The 15,247-nt window shown below is 63.7% G+C and carries 14 protein-coding genes; 5 read left to right on the top strand and 9 right to left on the bottom strand.

Annotation, left to right across the window (positions count from 1 at the left end; translation table 11 throughout):
* Nucleotides 1-6 precede the first annotated feature (6 nt).
* Nucleotides 7-489 (bottom strand): MSMEG_0572/Sll0783 family nitrogen starvation response protein, encoded by a 483-nt coding sequence (locus HWY05_RS22405; protein WP_035546812.1) that lies wholly within the window; start codon nucleotides 487-489, stop codon nucleotides 7-9.
* Nucleotides 490-851: 362 nt separating this feature from the next.
* Here HWY05_RS22405 and HWY05_RS22400 point away from each other — a divergent pair, with 362 nt between their 5' ends.
* The 3 genes from HWY05_RS22400 to HWY05_RS22390 all read left to right on the top strand — a co-directional run bounded on the left by HWY05_RS22400 (nucleotide 852) and on the right by HWY05_RS22390 (nucleotide 5,930).
* Nucleotides 852-2,243 carry a PLP-dependent aminotransferase family protein gene (locus HWY05_RS22400; protein ID WP_035546815.1) on the top strand — a complete coding sequence of 464 codons (1,392 nt, stop codon included), beginning with the start codon at nucleotides 852-854 and terminating at the stop codon, nucleotides 2,241-2,243.
* 275 nt (nucleotides 2,244-2,518) lie between these two features.
* Nucleotides 2,519-4,318 carry a methyl-accepting chemotaxis protein gene (locus tag HWY05_RS22395; protein WP_035546817.1) on the top strand — a complete coding sequence of 600 codons (1,800 nt, stop codon included), beginning with the start codon at nucleotides 2,519-2,521 and terminating at the stop codon, nucleotides 4,316-4,318.
* Between the two features lie 31 nt (nucleotides 4,319-4,349).
* On the top strand, nucleotides 4,350-5,930 hold the full coding sequence (locus HWY05_RS22390) for a methyl-accepting chemotaxis protein (RefSeq protein WP_035546819.1): 1,581 nt from the start codon (nucleotides 4,350-4,352) through the stop codon (nucleotides 5,928-5,930).
* Between the two features lie 145 nt (nucleotides 5,931-6,075).
* On the opposite strand, the gene HWY05_RS22385 is transcribed toward HWY05_RS22390, so the two are convergent.
* Entirely contained in the window at nucleotides 6,076-6,456 is a 381-nt protein-coding gene (locus tag HWY05_RS22385) for a DUF5594 family protein (protein WP_035546822.1), read from the bottom strand.
* A gap of 211 nt (nucleotides 6,457-6,667) precedes the next feature.
* Here HWY05_RS22385 and HWY05_RS22380 point away from each other — a divergent pair, with 211 nt between their 5' ends.
* A complete protein-coding gene (locus HWY05_RS22380; protein ID WP_176059667.1) occupies nucleotides 6,668-7,840 on the top strand; it encodes a hypothetical protein in 1,173 nt (390 codons plus the stop codon).
* A gap of 33 nt (nucleotides 7,841-7,873) precedes the next feature.
* Here HWY05_RS22380 and HWY05_RS22375 read toward each other — a convergent pair whose 3' ends face one another.
* From HWY05_RS22375 to HWY05_RS22360, 4 genes are all read right to left on the bottom strand, one after another.
* Nucleotides 7,874-8,224 (bottom strand): ribbon-helix-helix domain-containing protein, encoded by a 351-nt coding sequence (locus HWY05_RS22375; protein ID WP_035546825.1) that lies wholly within the window; start codon nucleotides 8,222-8,224, stop codon nucleotides 7,874-7,876.
* 172 nt (nucleotides 8,225-8,396) lie between these two features.
* A complete protein-coding gene (locus HWY05_RS22370) occupies nucleotides 8,397-9,983 on the bottom strand; it encodes a GMC family oxidoreductase (RefSeq protein ID WP_035546827.1) in 1,587 nt (528 codons plus the stop codon).
* 19 nt (nucleotides 9,984-10,002) lie between these two features.
* Nucleotides 10,003-10,689, bottom strand: a complete 687-nt coding sequence (locus HWY05_RS22365; RefSeq protein WP_035546830.1) for a tat (twin-arginine translocation) pathway signal sequence — start codon at nucleotides 10,687-10,689, stop codon at nucleotides 10,003-10,005.
* Between the two features lie 110 nt (nucleotides 10,690-10,799).
* A complete protein-coding gene (locus HWY05_RS22360; protein WP_035546832.1) occupies nucleotides 10,800-11,198 on the bottom strand; it encodes a VOC family protein in 399 nt (132 codons plus the stop codon).
* Nucleotides 11,199-11,492: 294 nt separating this feature from the next.
* On the opposite strand from HWY05_RS22360, the gene HWY05_RS22355 reads away from it, so the two are divergent.
* Nucleotides 11,493-11,903 carry a DUF2000 domain-containing protein gene (locus tag HWY05_RS22355; RefSeq protein ID WP_035546834.1) on the top strand — a complete coding sequence of 137 codons (411 nt, stop codon included), beginning with the start codon at nucleotides 11,493-11,495 and terminating at the stop codon, nucleotides 11,901-11,903.
* A gap of 70 nt (nucleotides 11,904-11,973) precedes the next feature.
* Here HWY05_RS22355 and HWY05_RS22350 read toward each other — a convergent pair whose 3' ends face one another.
* Genes HWY05_RS22350 through HWY05_RS22340 form a run of 3 tightly spaced genes read right to left on the bottom strand, consistent with a single transcriptional unit; the run spans nucleotide 11,974 to nucleotide 15,091 of the window.
* A complete protein-coding gene (locus HWY05_RS22350; protein WP_035546836.1) occupies nucleotides 11,974-12,501 on the bottom strand; it encodes an Lrp/AsnC family transcriptional regulator in 528 nt (175 codons plus the stop codon).
* Nucleotides 12,498-14,177, bottom strand: coding sequence for an acyl-CoA synthetase (locus HWY05_RS22345; protein ID WP_176059666.1), 1,680 nt, complete (start codon nucleotides 14,175-14,177; stop codon nucleotides 12,498-12,500). The genes HWY05_RS22350 and HWY05_RS22345 overlap by 4 nt, the downstream gene beginning before the upstream one ends.
* The gene (locus HWY05_RS22340; protein ID WP_051980347.1) at nucleotides 14,174-15,091 is read right to left on the bottom strand and encodes an SDR family oxidoreductase; all 918 of its coding nucleotides are present in this window, start codon (nucleotides 15,089-15,091) and stop codon (nucleotides 14,174-14,176) included. The genes HWY05_RS22345 and HWY05_RS22340 overlap by 4 nt, the downstream gene beginning before the upstream one ends.
* Between the last annotated feature and the right edge of the window lie 156 nt (nucleotides 15,092-15,247).

Genomic DNA, 15,247 nt, shown 5'->3' with positions numbered 1-15,247 from the left:
GTTCCGTCAAACCGTCCACGTGTGGATGACGAGCGCGTTGTCCTTGCGATGCAGAAGCTGGATATCGAGCACGTCGAGCGGACTGATCGGCCGGATACCCTCGATCAGCGAGGCTTCGCCGTGTCCATACAGCGCCTGCAGCGCGAAACGGCACGCGTAGACCTTGCCGCCCTCTTCCATGAATTTCATCAGCTGCTTGTTGAAGTTCAGATGGCCGGGGAACGCTTCGTCGCCGAGGGTCGGAAAGCCGCGTTGCAAACCGAGCGTGACGCCGGGCCCATACAGCAGCACCGAGGTTTCAAAGCCCTTGCGTTGCAAACGCGTGGCCTGCAGCAGATTGACGAAACCGATCGAGCCTTCGAACGCGACCGTATGGAACGTGACGAGCGCCTTCTCTCCCGGTTCGGCTTTCACGTCCTCAAAGACTTTCTCCTCGTAGTCGACAAGGTAATCGCCCTTCTGATGCAGCGGTTTGTTGACGGCTGGCATGACACTCTCCGATCAGGTTTGCTAAGTAAAAGAAGGCGCGTGTTCAGTGTGTGCGCGCTTCTCTCAATGCAACGGCCGTGCCATTGATCGGCTGCGCGAATGCGATCAATCAGCAATCAATTCCGCCTCGATTCGAAGTCCGACACAAAAATTTTTCGGGTGTGAAGTTTGCATACCGCCGGGACAGGCCGCGCAAGCGCGATCCGCGCCGCGCCACCGCACCAGCCGGGTGCGATTCGCGGACGCGAACGTGTCGGCATGGTGCAGTCATTCACCACGGGCGATCAATCCGATCATTGATCGCATTTAGATCCGATCAATTTTTTATCGGTCCTGTCACCCCAATCGAAAGCGCGCATGCGATGAACAGCCCAACCCATCACTGGATCAAACGTCTTGCCGACATCCGCAAGCCGGCCTACCTCGCGATTCCTGATCTGATCGAAGAAGACCTCGCCACCGGCCGGCTGCGGCCACGCGACCGCTTGCCTGGCCTGCGCGATCTGGCCGAGGAACTCGCGTTGAATTACACGACGGTGGCGCGCGCGTACGCGGAGGCACGCAAACGCGGCCTGCTCGATTCGCGCGCGGGCAGCGGCACGTTCGTGCGCGGCCGCACCGCCACGTTGCCGCTCACCGGCGGCAGCAGCATTGAAATGTCGATGAACACGCCGCCCGAGCCGCCCGATTACGCGAACCGTCTGCGCGATTCCGCCGCACGCCGGATGGCCGACAGCGATCCGTACCAGTTGCTGCGCTATCAGGACTTCGGCGGCTCGGCCGCCGACAAGGACGCGGGCGCCGACTGGCTCCGGCGCCGCGTGCCGCACGCGGATGCGCAGAACGTATTGGTTTGTCCCGGCATTCACAGCGCGCTGGTGGCGCTGGTGTCGCAACTCGCGCGGCCCGGCGGCACGATCTGCCTCGACTCGCTCGCCTATCCCGGCATCAAGGCGATCGCCGCGCAACTCGGCGTGCGTCTGCAGGCGTTACCGCGCGACGACGAAGGTCCGCTCGCGCATGCCTTCGAAGCGCTCTGCAAGACCGACAAGCCGAGCGCGTTCTATTGCAATCCGACGCTGCAGAATCCGAGCACGCTCACGCTCACGCACAAACGGCGCGAGGCGCTGGCCGACGTCGCGTTGCGCTACAGCGTGCCGATCATCGAAGACGACGCCTACGCGATGCTGCCGCAAAGCGCGCCGGATGCGCTCGCCACCTTCGCGCCCGAGTTGACCTACTACGTGACCGGTTTATCGAAGAGCCTCGGCGCGGGCCTGCGCGTCGCGCATCTGCATGCGCCGACGCCGCGTCAAACGCAGCGCCTCGCCGGCGCGTTGCGCGCGACCACCGTGATGGCGAGTCCGTTCACGGTCACGCTGGCCACGCAATGGATCGCCGATGGCACCGCGCTCGACATGCTCAACGCAATCCGCAACGAGTCGCGGGCGCGCCAGGCGATCGCCACGCGGCAACTCGACGCATGGCCTTACGACGCACATCCGGACGGCTTTCACCTGTGGTTGCCGGTGCCGGTAGCGAGCGGCTGGAGCGCCTCCGAACTCGCGTTGCAGTTGCGCAACCAGGGCATCGCGGCGGTCGCGGGCGCGGCGTTTTCCACCGACGGCAATCCGCCCAACGCCATGCGCGTGTGCCTGGGCGGCTCGAAGACCCGCGACGAATGCGCCGAGGCTTTGCGCATCGTGGCGGAGACACTCGACCATCCGCATCATCTGCATTCTCCGGTGATGTGAAGCGATCTCGCGGCAACGCGGCGCAGCGTTATTGTCTGATGAATATAGCGCCTCGCAGAGCCTCTGTTCATGCGGGTTTCGGTGTTTATTGAAAAGCCCGCGCCGCGCGAAAAATTGTGTAGCATCGCGGCGACCCGCCACAAGCGGGTCTCACGGCCTCTGTCACAAACTGAAAGCATTACCCGCTCAAGTCCACACTGCCCACGCCGTATACCTCTGGTGAGGCCCCCGCCTCACCGACTACGGCTCACTGCTTACTCCGAAAGACTCCCGACATGTTCTCTTCCATTCGCGCGCGCATTGTTGCCCTGTGCGTCGCTATCGTTGTGGTTGCGCTCGCCGCCAACGCGGTCCTCAACTATGTCGTCGCCAATTCGTATAACGCCGACGCGATCGAAAACAGCCTGAACGCCGTCGAAAGCGGTCACGCCGACGGGATCGACGACTGGGTCGTCACGCACAAGCAGATGATCGATTCGTTGCAGGACGCCGTGTTGCAACCTGACCCGAGCGCCGCGTTGAAGCTGGTTGCCGCCGGGGGCAAGTTCACCAACGTCTATGTCGGCTACGCGGACAAGACCGCGAAATTCTCCGACCCGACCGGCATTCCGCCGGACTACGATCCGACCGGGCGTCCGTGGTACAAGCAGGCCGCCGCGGCCGGCAAGCCGGTCGTGACGCCGCCGTACGTGGACGTCGGCACGGGCAAGCTGGTGGTCGCGTTCGCCGCGCCGGTGGTGCGCGACGGCGTGGTGAAAGCGGTGGTCTCCGGTGACGTCGCGATGGACAGCGTGATCGCCAACGTCAAGGCGATTCATCCGACGCCCGCGAGCTTTGGCATGTTGATCGACGCGAGCGGCCATATCGTTGCACATCCGGATTCGAAGCTGACGTTGAAGCCCGTGTCGGACCTCGTCCCCGCACTCACCAGCGACAAACTGGCCGCCCTCCTCAGCGCCGAGCATCCGCTCGAAGTCGACGTGAACGGCAGCGCCAAACTGCTGCGCACCGAAGCGATTCCCGGCACCGACTGGTATGCGGTCGTCGCGCTGGATAAAGCGGAAGCCACCGCCGGCATGCGTTCGTTGCTGACGGCCTCGCTGATCGCGCTGGTCGTAATCGCGGGTATTGCCGCAGCGGTCGTGGCCGCCGTCACCGCCGTATCGTTCAAGCGCCTCTCGAACGTGCGCGACGCGATGGACGCAATCGGTTCGGGCGAAGGCGATCTGACCCAACGTCTGCCCGCCGACGGCAACGACGAAGTCGCGCAGATCGCGCGCTCGTTCAACACCTTCATCGACAAACTCAGCCACGTGATGCGCCAGATTCGCGACGCCAGCGAATCGGTGCGCGTGGCCGCGAATGAAATCGCCGCGGGCAACGTGGATCTGTCGGGCCGTACGGAATCCGCAGCGGCGAGCTTGCAGCAAACCGCCGCGTCGATGGAAGAAATCACCTCGACAGTCACGCAATCGGCAAGCGCCGCAAAGCAGGCCGACGACACTGCCGTGTCCGCGTCGCAAGTGGCTTCGCGCGGCGGCGTGGTGATCGCGGAAGTGATTACGACTATGGGTGAAATCGAACACGCGTCGGTGAAGATCGCCGATATCATCGGCGTGATCGACGGCATCGCATTCCAGACCAACATTCTCGCGTTGAACGCAGCCGTCGAAGCCGCGCGCGCCGGCGAACAGGGCCGCGGTTTCGCGGTCGTGGCCGGCGAGGTGCGAAGCCTCGCGCAACGCAGCGCGCAGGCCGCGAAGGAAATCAAGGCGCTGATCGAATCGACGGTATCGAGCGTCACTTCAGGGTCAGGCCAGGTGCGCCAGGCCGGCGAAACGATGACGGAGATCGTCAGCAATGTCGCCAACGTGACCACCATCATTTCCGAAATCACCCAGGCCGCGAACGAACAGACGCGCGGCATTCAGGAAGTGAATCGCGCCGTCAGCCAGCTCGACGAAATGGTTCAGCAGAACGCCGCGCTGGTCGAGCAATCGACCGCGGCGGCCGCCGCGTTGCAGAGTCAGGCGGTGAGCCTCGCGGGCGCAGTGACGCAATTCAAGCTCGATTAATCGCACTACCGGTACGCCAGGGAAACACGCAGTGACGTTCTATCGCAATCTGAAAATCGCCATCAAGTTGGCGTTACTTGGCGCGGTGCTGCTCGCCGCAACGATGGTAGTCGGACTGGAAGGCTGGCATGCGTTGTCCGAAACGCATGCGCTGCAAATCCAGTCGGCTCAAACCTTGAGCCAGTACGCGCAAGCGGCCGACACGGCGCGCGTCGCCCAGGTCGAGTTCAAGAAGCAGGTGCAGGAGTGGAAAGACCTGCTGCTGCGCGGCGCCGATCCGGCCGCGTTCGCCAAATACCGCGACGCGTTCAGCAAGGAAAGCGGCACCACGCACGCCGCGCTGACGCGCCTGAAAGACCAGTTGAGCGCGCTCGGCGCGAGTGCGGACGGCGTCGACAATGCCCTCGCCACGCACGCCTCGTTGCAGGACAGCTACCTCGACGCGCTCAAGCATTACGACGCGGCGGACCCGAATACCGCGCACGTGGTGGACGGCCTCGTCAAAGGTATCGACCGCGCGCCGACGGCCGCGATCGACGACATCGTCGCTTCCGTCATGCAGCAGGCGCAGGCGTCGAACGTGAAGACGGCGGAAGCCGCGCAAAGCGCTTACACGCTGGCTAGCGCACTGCTGCTGAGCGTGGTGATCGGCTCGCTCGGGCTCGGCGCGTTCGCGGTGTGGTTCCTGAGCCGCAGCATCACGCTGCCGGTGAAGCAGGCGGTCGGCGTCGCGCAGGCGGTGGCGGCCGGCGATCTGCGTGCCGATGTGACCGTGGTGAGCAGCGACGAAACCGGCCAGTTGCTGGTGGCGCTGAACGACATGAACCATCGTTTGCGTACGATCGTCCACGAGATTCGCGAAGGCGCGCATACGATTTCGTCGGCGACGCAGGAAATTGCGGCCGGCAATCTCGACCTCTCGGCACGCACCGAACAGCAGGCCGCGTCGCTCGAAGAAACCGCCGCATCGATGCAGCATTTCACCGACTCGGTTCAGCGCAACGCGGAGAATGCACGCGAAGCCACCTCGCTCGCGCAAACCGCTGCGCAAGCGGCACGCGAAGGCGGCGTCGTGATGACCGACGCGGTGCGCACGATGGATCAGATCAACGTAGCGTCCAAACGGATCGTCGACATCATTGCGGTGGTCGAGGCGATTTCCGCGCAGACCAATATTCTCGCGCTCAACGCGGCGGTCGAAGCCGCGCGCGCCGGTACGCAAGGTCGCGGTTTTGCGGTGGTGGCAAGCGAAGTGCGCAGCCTCGCGCAACGTTCCGCCGACGCCGCGCGCGAGATCAAGACGCTGATTCGCGAATCGGTCGCGACGATCGACGCCGGCACGCAGTTGATCAATCACGCGAGCAATACGATGGAAGGCGTGGTGCAAAGCGCCGGCAGCGTGACGCGCATCGTCGAGGCGATCGCCACGGCCAGCGTCGATCAGGCAACGGGTATCGCCGAAGTCAACGACGCGGTGACGCAGATGGATCAGGTGACGCAGAGCAACGCGGCGCTGGTCGAGCAAGCCGCCGCCGCTGCCGACGCGGTGCAGAGCAAGGCGTCGGGGCTGGTGCAGAGTGTGAGTTTCTTCCGGTTGGGCGCAACGGCCTGATGGAGCGGCGCCGCGTTTGTTGCGGCGCCGGTTGTAGCGGCAGTTGTAGTTGTCGCCGCGGTTGTCGTGTTCGTTGGCTACTTGTAAAGCGCCGCACGGGTTGCGGCGTTTTTGCTTCTGGCACGCGGCGCAGGTTACGCGCCGCTTACGATTCGAAGTCGAGCCCGCCGATCAAGGCCACCGGCTCAGCCTGCGTGTGCGACAGAAAGTCCAGTTCGCGCGCGTGGTTCCACGCGGCAAGCTTGCGCGGCAGCGCGGCCAGATAGCCCGCGAATCTCGCCTCCCCTTGCGCGCCCATCAGTCGTTCGATTTCGTCGCTGTCCCACGTCAGGTACAGATTCAGCGGATGCGGATAGTGGCCGAGATTGTCGAGCGGCGCGGCATGGATACGCACGCGTGTAGGTTGCCCGTGACCGCCGTAGGGCAGCACTTCGGTATGCACGGTGGCGGCGAAACAGGCGGCGATCGCTTCGGCGATACGCGGCGCAAACTGTTCGTCGAAACGGGCGGCATTCTCCGGGTGCATCTGGGTCTCCGACTTTTATGCTCGATGAGCGAAGCATCGTAGCATGCGAGTGGGCTCGGATCCGTTGCGTCAGTGCCGCGCTTGTTGCGCTTACGGGGGTTTCCTATAATCCGCGGCTAAGCCTAACAATTAGAGGCAGTGAATGTTCCAGAAGCAGTTCCAAACGCGGCGCCAAACGCGGTTCCAAATGCGATCCCAAAAGCAGTTCCAGATGCATTTCACAACGCGGTGGCCAACCCGAATCGCTTGCCTGCTCGCTGCTGCCGGATGGTTCAGCACGCAGGCCATGGCGGCCGATCTGATCGCGACGAAACCCGGTGTGATGTGTGTATCGGCGCAAGCGCTCGCGCAACTCACGCTGCCCAACGGCGAGAGCCGCAGCCACGGCGCGACGGCCACGGCCGAGCAACTCGCGCAAGCCCAGGCGGGTGGCTGCATCGACATTCAACCGGGCATTACCGTCAACGTGCTGACGGCGCGCAAGAATACGTCGGTGGTGAGCTACCAGCGTCCAGGTGCGACGACAGTCGAGACATTCGTCGTGCCAAACATCGATTTCTCGCCGGTATTTACCGACGACGCAGCGGCATCGCAACCGGCCGCGCAAGTGCAAGCGTCAGCGGCAGCGCCGATGCCGACGCCAATTCAAGCGCCTGCGGCAACAGCAACAACACCGGCAACACCGGCAGCGCCCGCCAAACCCGCAACGCCCACGCCCACCGTTGCCGCCCCTGACGGCTACCACGTCACGCAGCGCGCACCCGGCCTGGATGGCGATTCGATCGAACTGCTCGAAGACGAACGCATCACGCCCGCGCTGCAAAAGCAGCTATGGGGCACGGGTGCGTCGGAAGAAGGTCTGCCCGGCAAAGATCCGAAGCCGCTCGTGAAAGCTCAGTTGCGCCTCGTGTCTGCGTCGGGCGCGATTGCGGCCACGCGACAACTGGACTATCCGCTGGCCCGCGTCGAGCCCGCGCCGCTGCACGGTCTGCCCGGTCCCGTGCTGTTTCTGACGGTGGACGCCACCGCGCCGATGGGTTCCTACAGCGGCCCCGCCACGCAAATCCTGATGCCGGCCAGGCAGTCGCTGGACCCCGTGCAATACACCACGGACGACGGCAAAAGCAGCGCGCTGGTGCTCGCCGCGACCGGCAAGGCGGCCTGGAAGATTTCGCCGTCGCGCAAAGGCGGCGCCGATGAGATTCAACAGGTAAGGTGCAGCCCGGACTTCGACAAAAAAGACAGCACCGGCGACGACGACGATTTCGTGACGCGCTACGAAACCTACCGCTTTGTCGACGGCAAATGGCTACTCGCGCAGCGTCAACACTCCGGCATCTGGGAAAGCGATCGGGAATTTCCGAAGCGCAACATGTTTCCGTAACCGCGTGACGCTCACCTTGTCGCGCGTTACACGTCAAACCGTCTTCAGAATCCGCGGCCGTGCTTCGCTCACGGCCGCCGTCATTTCAGGCGCCGTCTCGGAGATGGTGACGCCCTTCTCCGTGCGCATCGACAGATAGCGCAGACAGCACACCCGCAAAAACGAAGCGAAGTTGGTCGGCATTTCGCCGCGCAACGCGATCAGTTCGTCGTAGAGTTTGACCGCGAACTGACTGGTCGTCATGCTCTCGCGCGCGGCGATTTCGTGCAGCACGTCCCAGAACAGATTTTCCAGCCGGACTGTCGTGATCACTCCGTGAATCCGCAACGAGCGGGTGCGCGATTCATAGAGGATCGGATCGGCGTTGATGTAGATCCCACACATGACGTTTGCTCCGTGTTTCGCAGCGCATGCGGCGGCGTCTTCATGACGCCGCCGCACCCCGCCGCTTCTGGTCAACATACGCCGGCCTTCGCGGCCCGACAATCGCGTCGAACCCGAACGCCGCGCTGGCCCCGACAAGCTAACCAACCAACGCACCAACCGACGCACCCCGCTACACCGTGCGTTTGCCCATCTGCGCCGCGATGTGATCGGCCTGACGGATCGCCAGCGTCACGATCGTCATGGTCGGGTTTTCCGCCGCGCCGGTGGTGAACTGGCTGCCGTCCGAGATGAACAGGTTCGACACTTCGTGCGTCTGGCCGAAGCTGTTGCACACGCCGTCTTCGGCACGCGCGCTCATGCGCGCGGTGCCGAGGTTGTGCGTGGACGGATACGGCGGCACGCGATACACCGTCTTCGCGCCGGCCGCCTCATACACCGCGGTGCCCTGCTTGAACGCGTGCTCGCGCATGGCTTCGTCGTTAGGATGATCGTCGAAATGCACGTTGGCGACCGGCTGGCCGTACTGATCTTTCACGTCGGTATTCAAGGTCACGCGATTGCTGTCGCGCGGCATGTCCTCGCCGACAATCCACATGCCCGCCGTGTACGCGTACTGATCCATCGCCTGCGCGAAGGTCGGGCCCCACGCGCCGGGATTCAGAAACGCCGCGTAAAACGGCAGCCCGAGCGACACGGTCTCCAGGTGATAGCCGCCCGCGAAACCACGCTGCGGATTGAACACCGCCTCGTCTTCGATGATGCCGGCCATCGTGGTGCCCTTGAACATGTCCACTTTGTCGTTGAACACCGCGTACACCGAGCCCGTGGTGTGGCGCATGTAATTGCGGCCCACCTGCCCCGAACCGTTCGCAAGTCCTTGCGGGAATTTGCTCGAATGCGAGTTCAACAGCAGGCGCGGCGTTTCGATCGAATTGCCGGCCACGGCGATGATGCGTGCTTTCTGCCGCTGCAATTTACCGTTGCTGTCGTAGTACAACACCTCTTTCGCTTTGCCGCGCGCGTCGGTCTCGATTCGCACCACGTGCGCCTGGGTGCGCAATTCCATATGCCCGGTGGCCTGGGCGCGCGGCAATTCGGTGTACAGCGTCGACCATTTCGCGCCGGTACGGCAGCCCTGAAAACAGAAGCCGCGCTGGAAGCAATGCGCGCGATCGTCGCGCACCACGCTATTGATCGCCATATGGCCGGTGTTGCATTCCTTGTAGCCGACCTTCATCGCGCCGGCCGACATCACCTTGAAGTTGTTGTTGCCCGGCAAACCCGGCAGACCGTTGGTGCGCGTCACGCCCATCTTCTGCTGCGCGCGGTCGTAGTAGGGATCGAGTTCCGCGCGGGTGAGCGGCCAGTCGAGCAGATTGGCGTCCTTGATATCGCCGTAGGTGGTCTTCGCCTTGAACTCGTGCGGCTGGATGCGCAGGCTCGCGCCTGCCCAGTGCGTGGTGGTGCCGCCGACTGTTTTGCAGATCCATGCGGGCAGATTCGGGAAGTCTTTGGCGACGCGCCAGGTGCCTGACGTGGTGCGTTTGTCGAGCCATGAGAGCATCTGGAACGCGCCCCATTCGTCGGTGGTGAAATCAGCTTGCGTGTGCAGTTTGCCGGCTTCCAGCACGACGACGTCGATGCCCTTCTGCGCCAGTTCGTTGGCGAGCGTACCGCCGCCCGCGCCTGAGCCGATGATCACGACGACCTTGTCGTCGTTGTGCGAAAACCGCACCTTGTTGTTGTCCTGATTCATATCGTGTCTCCAGTGTCGATTAACTGTCCGACGGGATCGGACCACTCGCCCCGGCCGGCGGATTCGGCAGCCACGAGAGACTGTTGAACCCCTTGGTCAGATAACCGCCGTCGCCCTCCGACGCGCCATAACCGAAATGCGCATACGCCATCGTGTTGGCGTACAGCGACACCACCGCCGTGCTGCGGATCGTGTTGAAGAACGGCGTACCGGCGAGCGCCGCGACGTCCTGCGCCTGATCGGCAGGCGGCCGCTTGAGCCAGTCCGAACCGGCCTGCGCGTCGAGTTGTTTGACGCCGTCAGCGAGCTGCTGACGCACCGCCGGATCGGCTTTCGCCTTCGTGTCGAGATCCTTGACCACCAGCGCATACACCGCGTTGTCGAGCGTGGCGTGCGGATAGAGTTGCCGCGTGAAGGCGAGAATCACTTCGCCCTGATGCGTGTCGAGCCCTTGCAGTTCGAGCGCCCATACGCGGCTCGGCGCAAGCGTCGACAGCACCGACGACAACGCCAGCGTGCCCATCAGCACGCCGGTGCCCCGCAACAGCGCGCGTCGCGTGAGCGGAATGCGCAGGGCCACGGCCGCCGCCTGCCCCGCGCGATGCTCGTGGTCATGGTGAGGCTCATGGCCGTGCCCGGGCTCATGATGATGATGCGTGGCGTGTGCGTGATCGGACGCGACGATCGGAATGACCGTTGTCTTCATGTCTGTCTCCTTGTTGACCGGAGCCGGCGCGTTAGCGCTGACCCAGGTCCCATGCAAGATAATTTCTGTGGGGTATTGCTCAACCCGCGGCGGCCGCCGGATTGCCTGTTCTATTGATAGTGGCCGTAGCGTTCCAACACTTCGATCTTGTAGCCGTCAGGGTCCTGAATGAAAAAGTAGCGCGCCAGCAATTCACCGCCGTCGTTGTGAAATTCCCGTAGATCGTTGGGCGTCATGCCGAGCTCGATCAGCCGCTGCCGCTCGCTTTTCGCGTCGTCCACGCAGAAGGCGACATGACCGTAACCGTCGCCGTGCGAATACGGTTCCGCGCGGCCTTTATTCCAGGTCAGTTCTATTTCCGCGTCGGCTTCGTGGTTGCGCAAATAGACCAGCGCGAACTCCGGAAAGTCGAGCCGGTGCGAGACGTCGAAATTGAAAGCCTTCTGATAGAACTGCAGAGAACGCGGCAGATCCTGCACGCGGATCATCGTGTGGATGAGTTTGGCCATCGGTGTCCCCTCCCTGTTTGATTCAAGTTTAGGAGGCTGCCCACGCGAGTGGTAATGCACGGCTAAATCGCGCCAGGGACTTGCCCTATGTTGCGTGCGTGTCAGGTTGCATTGCAGCACGCGCGCGCCGAATGGCATTCGGCAAAAACCGCTTGCGACGCCACGCCAACGCAGGTTCGGCGAAGCGCATTCGTTTTTACCGCGAGGGCGTGCACGAGCGCCGTGCTTTCCCTAACATTCGGCAGTAGATCAGTTTTTATCTGTGCGCTAACGCGCTGTGGAGCGATGTAGAAGATGGAATTCGATACGAAGGTCGCCATCATCGTGCTGGACGATCTGGCCGTATGGCAAAAACTCAATGTCACCGCGTTTCTCGCGACGGGTATCGCGGGCGCCGCGCCCGAAGCACTAGGCGAACCGTATGAAGACGCCGCCGGCCGCCAGCACGCGCGGCTGCTCGGCCAACCGATGATGGTGTATCAGGCGGACAGCGCGGGTTTGCTGCGCGCGTTCCGCCAGGGCATCGAGCGGGAGTTGACGCGCGCCGTCTATGTGCGCGCGATGTTCTCCACCGGCCACGATCAGGCGAATCGCGAGGTGTTCCGCGCGGAACCCGCGGACGCGCCCGATCTCGTCGGGCTGGCGGTGCGTGGGTTGAAGAAGGCGGTCGATAAAGCGGTTAAGGGTTTGTCGCTGCATGCGTGAGCGGCGAGGTGGGACGTGGTGACGCGATATCGCGGTAACGTGGTGACGTCGCGACGTCACCGCACCCACGTCACAACTCCGGACTCGGCCCACGCTCCAGATACGTGGTCAGCGCGATATAACTGCGCGTGCCCGTGAAGCCTTCAATCGCATGAATCCGCGCCAGCAGTTGCTCGAGCGTCTGCGTATCGCGCGTGCGGACTTTAAGCAGCATTGCGCTCTCGCCCGTCACGGTGTGAATCTCCTCGACGTCCGAGAGCTCCTTGAGCGCCAGCAGTTGCCGCGTGACCGCCCAGCTCGTCGTATCGACATGCACGAACGCGAGCAACGGACGATTCAGACGCGCGGCATCGAGCGCGGCGACGGTGGCCTTGATCACGCCTTCCTTCTTCAAACGCCGCGCGCGCTCGTGCACCGCGGGCGCCGACAGGAACAGCAGCTTGCCGAGTTCCGCGTAGGTGCGCGTGGCGTCTTCCGCGAGCAGGGCCAGCAGTTTGCGGTCCGTGTCGTCGAGCACGGCCGCGACGGCCGGTTGCGCGCCGGGCGTCTTCAGTGCCTTGCCGGTTCGGCTCGCAGGTGGACGGGAATTGTCGGTCATCGGGATTCAGGTTTGGCGGCGGGATGCTCGCCATCTTGCCCGAGTCCGGCGCGCAACGCCCGGCGAATCACCTTGCCGGTCGCCGTCAACGGCAGGCTGTCGACAAAGCGGATCTCGCGCGGATACTCGTGCGCGGCGAGGCGCGTTTTGACATGCTGCTGGATCTCGCGCACCAAGGCGTCGTCGCCGATAAAGCCGGGTTTCAGCACCACGAACGCCATGACGATTTCGGTGCGTTCGCGATCGGGCGCACCGATCACGGCCGCCATCGACACCGCCGGATGACGCAGCAGCGAATCCTCGATCGAAGCCGGGCCGATCCGGTAGCCGGCGCTAGTGATCACGTCGTCGCCGCGACCGACGAAGCGGATAAAGCCGTCCGCGTCGCGCATGCCGAGGTCGCCGGTCACGAGAAACTTGCCGCGGTATTTCTCGCGCGTGGCCGCTTCGTTGCCCCAGTAGCCGAGGAACATCACCGGATCGGGCGCGGCCACCGCGATATCACCAATCGCGCCTTGCGGCAGTTCGTTGCCGTCGGCGTCGACAATCGCGACATGATGCCCCGGCACCGCGCGGCCGATCGCGCCGAAGCACGGCTCGAACAGCGCCGCGCACGACGACACCACCACGTTGCACTCCGTTTGCCCATAGAACTCGTTGATCGTGACGCCGAGCGCCTTGCGGCCCCAGTCGATCAGTTCCTCACCGAGCGATTCGCCGCCGCTCGCCACCGAGCGCAGCGCGAGCGGCCAGCGCTCGGGATGCTCGACGCCGCGCATCATCTTTAATGCCGTGGGCGGCAAAAACGTATGGGACACCGCGTGACGCGCCATCAGATCGAACGCGGCCTGGCCGTCGAATTTCGCAAAGCGGCGCGCCAGCACGGCCACGCCGTGATGCCACGACGGCAGCAGCACGTCGAACAGCCCGCCGATCCACGCCCAGTCGGCGGGGGTCCACATGAGCGTGGCCTGCGCGGGGAAACCCTGTTGCGACAGCTCGACGCCCGGCAGATGCCCGGGCAGCACGCGATGGCCGTGCAACGCGCCCTTCGGTTTGCCGGTCGTGCCGGACGTGTAGATGATGACGGCGGGATCGTCGGCGCTGGTATCGGCCGGCGTGAACTCGGCAGGCGCATTGTTCAGCGCGTGCCAGAACGAACGCACGGGGTTGGCTTGCGCGGCGTCGTAGGTGTTTTCATCGGTGATGTCGACGCTGAACACATTGCGTAGCGCCGGCAAGGCCGCGCGAATCTCGGCGATCTTTTGCACGCCCGCGTTGTCGGTGATTAACGCGACTGCGCCGCTGTCGCCCAGGCGATGTTCGATCGCATCGATGCCGAACAGCGCGAACAGCGGCACCGCCACCATGCCCGCCTTGTACGCGGCGAGATGCGCGACGGCCGTCTCGATCGACTGCGACAGAAAGATGCCGATGCGGTCGCCGCGTTGCGCGCCCGCTGCGAGCAGCGCATTGGCGAAACGATCCGACAGCGCCTTCAATTCGTCGAACGTGTAGTGCGCGGCCCGGCCTTCGGGATCTTCATAGATCAGCGCGAGACGTCCGGAACCGTCGGCCCATTTGTCGCAGACATCGACGCCGATGTTGTAGCGTGGCGGAATCCGCCACGCGAAGCTGGCCGTCAGCGATTCGTAGGTCTGGCCGTCGAGATTCATTGTGTCTGCTCCTGCAAGCCGGTCGGCGGTTGATAGCGTGGGAAACCGTTGTATTCGATCGTACGCTCGGCGGCGGGCAGCGGCCATGAATGGCGCGCGTTCGGCACGCCGCCATCCACGCGAATCACCGTGCCGTTGATAAATGCCGACGCCTCCGACAGCAGAAACACGGCCGCGCTCGCCAGTTCGGATTCGGTGCCGAAGCGTTGCAGCGGCACTTTGTGTTTCAGCGAGCGCAGCAGCGCCCGGTAGCTTTCGTCATAGCTGTCCATGCCGGCGGAAGCGATCCAGCCCGGCGCGACCGCGTTGACCCTGACACCTGAGTGACCCCATTCGCACGCGGCCGTTTCCGTGAAGTTCCACACGCCCGCGCGCGCCGCGCCCGAGTGGCCCATGCCGGGCATGCCGCCCCAGATGTCCGCCAGCATGTTGACGATCGCGCCGCCGTGGTGCTGCATCCATTGCGTATAGCACTCGCGGGACATGAGGAACGTGCCGTGCAGGTTGTTGCGCACGACGGCGTCCCAGCCATTCAGCGAGATCGCCTCCAGCTTCGCGGGGAATTGGCCGCCGGCGCAATTGAAGAGGCCGTCGATCTGACCGAGGTCCTGAACGACGGCGGCGACCGTGTCGCGCACCTGTTGTTCGTTGCGGATATCGCACGAGTAGATGCGATGGCCGCTGACATTTTGATGATCGGCGACAAGTTCGGCTTGCACGGCTTCGAGTTTGTCCGCGCTACGGCCGATCAATGCGATCGTGGCGCCCAACGACGCGAGTTCATGCGCCGTACAGCGGCCCAGCCCGCTCCCCGCCCCGGTGACGACGACGATCTTGCCTGCGAACAGGCCTTCGCGGAAGACGGAACGGTAGCCGCTCAACGGCGGCGAAGTACTCGGCGAAGCGGTGGGCATTCGGGTGTCTCCTTCACAAGCGGCTCGATATAGTTTTTTGAGTTTAGCTCAAGTTATATGAACGCACAGTGTCGAATGCATTTTTTAGCGCAGCTTTATTCAAAGCTATCACTTCAAATACATTTGAGCTAGACTCAACTCCGACAACTCCACTCT

The organism is Paraburkholderia sp. BCC1876 (assembly GCF_902833695.1).
GTDB lineage: Bacteria > Pseudomonadota > Gammaproteobacteria > Burkholderiales > Burkholderiaceae > Paraburkholderia.
The sequence above is the reverse complement of the archived record's forward strand: the minus strand, read 5'-3'. Positions and strand labels throughout refer to the sequence as shown.

What these genes read in the sequence shown, in the direction of transcription:
- HWY05_RS22365 (WP_035546830.1), bottom strand. Translation starts at nt 10,689, where the DNA reads ATGAAGACAACGGTCATTCCGATCGTCGCGTCCGATCACGCACACGCC.
- HWY05_RS22370 (WP_035546827.1), bottom strand. Translation starts at nt 9,983, where the DNA reads ATGAATCAGGACAACAACAAGGTGCGGTTTTCGCACAACGACGACAAG.
- HWY05_RS22385 (WP_035546822.1), bottom strand. Translation starts at nt 6,456, where the DNA reads ATGCACCCGGAGAATGCCGCCCGTTTCGACGAACAGTTTGCGCCGCGT.
- HWY05_RS22345 (WP_176059666.1), bottom strand. Translation starts at nt 14,177, where the DNA reads ATGAATCTCGACGGCCAGACCTACGAATCGCTGACGGCCAGCTTCGCG.
- HWY05_RS22400 (WP_035546815.1), top strand. Translation starts at nt 852, where the DNA reads ATGAACAGCCCAACCCATCACTGGATCAAACGTCTTGCCGACATCCGC.
- HWY05_RS22405 (WP_035546812.1), bottom strand. Translation starts at nt 489, where the DNA reads ATGCCAGCCGTCAACAAACCGCTGCATCAGAAGGGCGATTACCTTGTC.
- HWY05_RS22355 (WP_035546834.1), top strand. Translation starts at nt 11,493, where the DNA reads ATGGAATTCGATACGAAGGTCGCCATCATCGTGCTGGACGATCTGGCC.
- HWY05_RS22340 (WP_051980347.1), bottom strand. Translation starts at nt 15,091, where the DNA reads ATGCCCACCGCTTCGCCGAGTACTTCGCCGCCGTTGAGCGGCTACCGT.
- HWY05_RS22360 (WP_035546832.1), bottom strand. Translation starts at nt 11,198, where the DNA reads ATGGCCAAACTCATCCACACGATGATCCGCGTGCAGGATCTGCCGCGT.
- HWY05_RS22395 (WP_035546817.1), top strand. Translation starts at nt 2,519, where the DNA reads ATGTTCTCTTCCATTCGCGCGCGCATTGTTGCCCTGTGCGTCGCTATC.
- HWY05_RS22350 (WP_035546836.1), bottom strand. Translation starts at nt 12,501, where the DNA reads ATGACCGACAATTCCCGTCCACCTGCGAGCCGAACCGGCAAGGCACTG.
- HWY05_RS22380 (WP_176059667.1), top strand. Translation starts at nt 6,668, where the DNA reads ATGCATTTCACAACGCGGTGGCCAACCCGAATCGCTTGCCTGCTCGCT.
- HWY05_RS22375 (WP_035546825.1), bottom strand. Translation starts at nt 8,224, where the DNA reads ATGTGTGGGATCTACATCAACGCCGATCCGATCCTCTATGAATCGCGC.